Origin of the sequence: Mesorhizobium sp. M7A.F.Ca.CA.004.12.1.1 (assembly GCF_003997835.1) — a bacterium.
Lineage (GTDB): Bacteria > Pseudomonadota > Alphaproteobacteria > Rhizobiales > Rhizobiaceae > Mesorhizobium.
The window spans coordinates 1-6145 of sequence record NZ_RZRK01000352.1; the positions used below are offsets into that span (position 1 = coordinate 1).

5 protein-coding genes are annotated in these 6145 nt (G+C 60.7%); 4 read left to right on the forward strand and 1 reads right to left on the reverse strand.

The window, feature by feature from the left end:
- Positions 1 to 937 (reverse strand): M17 family peptidase N-terminal domain-containing protein (locus tag EN984_RS19005; RefSeq protein WP_281057317.1); only part of this gene is annotated, 937 nt, incomplete at its 3' end.
- 51 nt (positions 938 to 988) lie between these two features.
- Between EN984_RS19005 and EN984_RS38230 the strand changes: the two genes are divergently transcribed.
- The 4 genes from EN984_RS38230 to EN984_RS19020 all read left to right on the forward strand — a co-directional run bounded on the left by EN984_RS38230 (position 989) and on the right by EN984_RS19020 (position 6012).
- A complete protein-coding gene (locus EN984_RS38230; protein ID WP_127289235.1) occupies positions 989 to 1177 on the forward strand; it encodes a hypothetical protein in 189 nt (62 codons plus the stop codon).
- A 112-nt stretch (positions 1178 to 1289) separates the two neighbouring features.
- Complete coding sequence (lptF, locus tag EN984_RS19010; protein ID WP_127267686.1) at positions 1290 to 2492, forward strand: LPS export ABC transporter permease LptF; 1203 nt, start codon at positions 1290 to 1292, stop codon at positions 2490 to 2492.
- A complete protein-coding gene (gene lptG, locus EN984_RS19015) occupies positions 2489 to 3574 on the forward strand; it encodes an LPS export ABC transporter permease LptG (protein ID WP_031213741.1) in 1086 nt (361 codons plus the stop codon). Before lptF ends, lptG begins: the two co-directional genes overlap by 4 nt.
- Positions 3574 to 6012, forward strand: coding sequence for an LPS-assembly protein LptD (locus EN984_RS19020; RefSeq protein WP_164765524.1), 2439 nt, complete (start codon positions 3574 to 3576; stop codon positions 6010 to 6012). Before lptG ends, EN984_RS19020 begins: the two co-directional genes overlap by 1 nt.
- Positions 6013 to 6145: the final 133 nt, after the last annotated feature.

Consider the following 6145-nt stretch of genomic DNA (forward strand, 5'->3'; position numbering starts at 1 on the left):
GGACAGCCCGATCGCCTTCGTCGGCAAGGGCGTCACTTTCGACACCGGCGGCACCGCCCATGTCGCCCTTCATATCCTCCATGCCCGAGGCCGGCTTTATGGAATTGCCGCCGGTGTCGAAAGTGACGCCCTTGCCGACGAAGGCGATCGGGCTGTCCTTCGGCTTGCCGCCGTTCCACTGCATGATCGCCATGCGGGCGCCGCGCGGCGAGCCTTGCGCGACACCGAGCAGCGAGCCCATGCCGAGCTTCTTCATTTCCTTCTCAGCCAATATCTCGACCTTGACGCCTAGCGCCTCGAGTTCCTTGGCGCGGGCAGCGAACTCGACCGGCCCAAGCACGTTTGCCGGTTCGTTGACGAGGTCGCGCGCCAGCAGGACGCCGTCTATCACCGCCTCGGCATCGGCGAAGGCCTTCTTCGCAGCGGCCGGATCGGCGGTGTGGATGGTCACCTTGACCGACTTCTTCGGCTCTGCCTTGCTGTCGTCCTTGTCCTTCCTGGTCTTGTACTTATCGAAGGAATAGCTGCGCAGGAGAATGCCCGCGGCAAGGTTTGCCGCGTCCTTCGCACTCGGCGAAGCGCCGGCCACATTGAGGACCACCGCCACTTCGGTCGCCTTGCGCAGCGACGCGGCAACGGTGCCGCCAAGCTTCAGCCACGCATATTCGTCCAGTCCCGACACCTTGCCGGTGCCTATCGCCACCAGTCTGTCGAGCGACGCTCCCTGCGGCGCCAGAACTTCCACCGTACTGGCGAACTTGCCCATGAACTCAGCCACGGGAAAGGCCCGCTCCAATGTCTTGCCGGGATCGCCGGCCTTGGCGACGTCGCTCAGGCCGCCCTCATCCGCCGCGAACACGAAGACAGTGCCCTTCTTGTTTACCGCGCTCTGGGACCCGGAAAATTTGGCGAAGGCGATCGACGGTCTTTGATTCATCATGTCCTGCTTTCAGGGAATGCGCGACTTTTGGGGAAGCGGTTCGAAACGATGCGCGACATTTGGTCGTTTTCCGGCATTTGGCAAGACTTTGCCGAATTGGCATCCCATATGACCTATGGAATCGATGACGATTCGTCGCGGCACGGCCCCGCTTTTTGCCGCAACCTGTTGTTAACCATCGATGTTCGCCCTTTCTTATCTATTCCCGCCGACACTCCGCCCAGCCGGGGGGCGTAATGTGGGACAGAACCCGGATCGACCATCTGATGGAGCCAGTTGTGCAGGCGCTGCCGGACAGCTACCTTGTTCGGTGGCATGATGCCGTTCGAAAAAATCGAGAAAAGCCTTCATGAAGGTCGTTGAACGCTACATCATGCGCCGCGCTTTCGTGGTCTTCATGGCCGCTCTTGTGTGGACGCTGGCGATCGTGTGGACGACACAGGTGCTGGCAAAGATCGATCTGGTGACAGACAGCGGCCAGTCGGCGTTGACCTTCTTCGAAGTCGCCGCCCTCATCCTTCCGTCCATCATCCCGATCGTGGTGCCTTTTGCGCTGGTGGTGGCAGTCGCACAGACACTCAGTGTGATGAATTCGGATTCCGAACTCGCCGTCGTCAACGCCGCGGGGGCCTCGCGCTGGACGATCGTACGGCCGATCATGTTGCTGGCGCTCGCCGCCGCCGTTTTTTCCTTTGCCGTCGACAACGGCATCGACCCTTACGCACGGCAGAAGAACCGGGCACTGGTGGCCTCGTCGCGCGCGGATCTGTTGTCGCTGATCATCCAGGAAGGCACCTTCCGCAAGATTGACGACGGGCTGTTCCTGCAGATCGGTGAGCGCCTTCCCGACAATCGGCTGGGTGGCATTTTCGTCGCCGATTCGCGCGAGGAAGGCGTCAACCTCGTCTACTACGCCAAGACCGGCAGCATCGTCGAACGCGGCGGTGAAAAGGTGCTGATGATGAATGACGGCGTCATCCATCGCAAAACGCTGACCGGCGATCTCTCCGTCATCCGCTTTACCTCCTATGCCTTCGACATGTCGGCCTTCATGGCGGCGGCTTCGGCGGTGACGCTCCTGCCCAAGGACCAGACGACGCAGTACCTGCTCAACCCGGGCGCCAACGACAAGTACTATCAGCAGAACCCCTACGAATACCGGGCCGAGGTCAACCAACGGTTCTCGGAATGGACCTATTCCATGGTTTTCGCGCTGATCGCGCTTGCGGTCGCCGGGGATGCGCGCTCGCACCGCGAGGCGCGCGTCAATCCGCTGATCACGGCGATCACGATATCGCTGTTCGTGCGTTGGCTGGGCTTTTTTGCCGCCAGCAAGGCGGATGAGGTCCCGCAATATGCGTATATGGTCTATGGCGTGCCGATCGTGGCTTCCGCGGTGGCGATCTGGTTCATCGTCTCCAACCGAACACTGGAACTGCCGGTGACCTGGGCGGACTGGATGACAAACTTCGCCACGCGCATCGCTGACAGCTGGAATGCTTTCAAATTGCGTTTGTCCAGGCGCGGCGCATCAGGGCAAGGGGTCGGCTGATGGGCTGGACACTGGGCCGCTACTTCTTCTTCCGCTATGTGACGATCACCATCTGGTTCTTCATCGGCCTCCTGGCATTGGTGTTCCTGATCGACTTCACCGAGCTGTCCGGCCGCACCACCGGCCTGCCCGGCTTCACCTACGGCACGGCGGTAGCCATTTCAGGCCTCCGTATGCCGATGATCATGCTGCAGACGGTGCCGTTCGTCGGTCTCTTCTCGGCGATGGCGACGCTGGTGTCGCTGAACCGGCGCTACGAGTTGGTCATCGCGCGTTCCGCCGGTGTTTCCGCCTGGCAGTTCCTCTTGCCCTGCTGCATCGGAGCCTTGCTGTTCGGCGTCCTGTCGGTTGGTGTCATCAATCCGCTCGCCGCGCACGCATTCTCCTGGTCGGAGCAGATCGAAACCCAGCTGCGTTCCGGCAAATCGAATACGGTCTCGGCCGATGCCGCGCCCTGGATCCGGCAGAAAACCAGTTCGGGCGACACCATCATCGGTGCGCGGGCCATCCTGAACCAGGGCCTGGAAATGGCCGATGTCGTATTTTTCATTCTCGACCCGCAAGGCAACATCGTCGAGCGCAAGGACGCCGCCCGTGCCTTCCTGCGCGACGGCTATTGGGAATTGCAGGACGTCAAGACATTCCAGAACGGCACGATCCAGGCATCGGCAACCGATCGCGTACCGACCAATCTAAAGCCCGAATTCGTGCAAGAGCGGCTGGCGCGCCCCGAAACCATCCCCTTCTATGACCTGCCCGGAAAGGTCGAGGTTGCCCGCTCCTTCGGCCTCAAGGCAAATGCTTTTGCCATGCAGTTTGATTCGCTCGTGGCGTTGCCGTTCCTTCTCGTCGCCATGACGCTGATCGCGGCAACGGTTTCAATGCGATTTGCTAGGATGGGACAGTCGGCGACGATGATTCTGGGTGGCATCATCGCTGGCTTTCTGCTTTATGTCGTTTCGGTGCTGGTGAAGGCATTCGGCGTGGCGGGATTCGTGCCGACTGTCGTAGCCGCCTGGGTACCGGTCATGGTGGCTATGTTCTTCGGGGTGACTTTCCTGCTATACAAGGAAGACGGCTAGTGAGGGAGGCGTTTTTGCCCAGCAACAGGCAGGCCGGTTTGGCGCGCCTCTATGCGGCGACCGCCTTGGCGTGCGTGCTTGCCTACGCCGTTCCGGCACCGGCGCTTGCGCAGGACGTCGGCGACATGGCGACATCGGTTCCGGCCGGCTCGCAAATGCTGCTGGCGGCCGATACGCTGGTCTACAACAACGACAACCAGACCGTGACCGCCGTCGGCGGTGTGCAGATCGACTATGGTGGCAATCGCCTTGTCGCCCAGCGCGTCGAATACAACCGCAACACCAAGCGGATGGTCGCGAGCGGCAACGTCGAAGTTATCAACAGCGACGGCACCAAGATCAATTCGCAACATATCGACATCACCGATGACTTCGCCGACGGCTTCGTCAATGCGTTGCGGGTCGAAACCATCGACAAGGCCTATTTCGCCGCCGAAAGCGCAGAACGCATGGGCGGCGTGCTGACCACCTTCCACAATGGCGTCTACACCGCCTGCGAGCCGTGCGAGGATAAGCCGGACAAAGCGCCGACCTGGCGCGTCAAGGCCAAGAAGATCATCTGGAACGGCGAGAAGAAGACGGTTCGCTTCGAGAATGCGAATTTCGAGTTCTTCGGTTTTCCGCTTGCCTATCTGCCTGCATTCGAAATTGCCGACCCGACGGTGAAGCGCAAGAGCGGCTTCCTGATCCCGAGCATCATCTACAAGAGCGATCTCGGCGTCGGCGTGAAAGTCCCCTATTATCTCGCATTGGCGCCGACCTACGACCTGACCGTCACCGGCACCGGCTATACCAAGCAGGGCTTCCTCGGTGAGGCCGAGTGGCGTCAGCGCTTCGACAATGGCGAGTACAGCTTGAAGATCGCCGGGATACACCAGCAGAATCCCGACGCCTTCCTCGACACTACTGCCTTCCCATCCAGCTCTGGCCACAACGTCAATTCGGGCAGCGCCGGCGATCCCAACAAATTCCGCGGCATGATGGGTACCCAGGGGCAGTTCGCCATCAACTCACGCTGGAACTTCGGCTGGGACGTGCTGCTGCAGACCGACAAGAACTTCTCGAACACCTACGGCATCGACAAGTACAATAGCAGCGTCCACCAGTCGTCGGTCTACTTGACGGGTCTCAACGGCCGCAACTATTTCGACGTGCGCGCCATGCATTTCGATGTGCAGGAAGATACGCCTGACGACAATATCTCTGCGCGAAGCGGACAACAGCCCTGGGTGCTGCCGTCGCTCGATTACGCCTATATTCCTGATGCCTCGGTGGCCGGCGGCCAGCTGTCCCTCAATGTCAACGCGCGTGTCATCCGCCGCGACGATGTCGACGAGACCTTCGTCCAGCCCTACAATGCCCTCACTCCGACGCAGCGCGTCCGCGGCATCGAAGGCGAATCGGGCCGCCTCACCGCCGAGGCCGAGTGGAAGCGGAGTTTCGTCACAGATGGCGGACTGGTGCTAACGCCGTTGCTCGCGCTGCAGGGCGACGTGGACTACCTCAACGCATCGTCGGCTTCGCTAGACGCCATCGACCGAACGGCAACGCATTTGGGCGAGCAGGACGATATGCGCTCGTCATTTGCCCGTTACATGGCAACCGCGGGCCTCGAGATGCGTTGGCCGGTGCTGTTTTCCATGGCCAGCGGGTCCAGCCATGTCATCGAGCCAATGGCGCAGGTCTTCATGCGTCCGAACGAGCAATATGTCGGCGGCCTCTCAGTGCCCAACGAAGACGCCCAAAGCATGGTCTTCGACGCGACCACCTTGTTCGAGCGCGACAAGTTCTCCGGTTACGACCGCGTCGAAGGCGGTTCGCGCGCCAATGTCGGCCTCCGCTATTCCGGCTCGTACAACAATGGCTGGGGTACCAATGCCATTTTCGGCCAATCCTATCAGATCGGCGGCGAGAACTCCTTTGCCGCGCCGGATCTGGTCAATGTCGGCGCCAATTCCGGCCTCGACACGACCAAATCCGACTATGTCGGCCTGTTCGGCATCAACAGCCCCAACGGCTTCGCGGCCTCGGTCAGCGGCCGTTTCGACGAACAGAGTTTCGAGGTCCGCCGTGCCGAGGTGAAGGCCGCCTATTCCGGCCTGCCTGTGTCGCTGAGCGCCAAATACGCCTTCATCCAGGCCCAGCCGCTGTACGGTTTCACGGAAGACCGTCACGAAGTCACACTTGGTGCATCCACGCATCTGGCCGAAAACTGGCGCGTCTTCGGCACAGGAACCTACGACCTGCAGCAAAGCCTGCTGGTCAAGGACGGTGTCGGCTTCGCCTACAACGATTCCTGCTTCACTTATCTGATGACCTACTCGCAGTCGCGCGATCTGAACACCAGGGAGGTGTCGCAGACCATCGGCTTCAATCTGTCGTTCCGCACCCTCGGCGAATTCGGCTCGTCGACCAGTGCCATCGACACGATCCAGTAACAATCGGCGACATCGTTTCGCCGCATAGGGCTGGCACGGATTTCGCGCACCTGGAAAGATGAAATTGGGCGGGACCGGGATAGAATTGGGATACCAACGATGAGGAAATACCTCTTTTCAGCAGGTTTCGCGT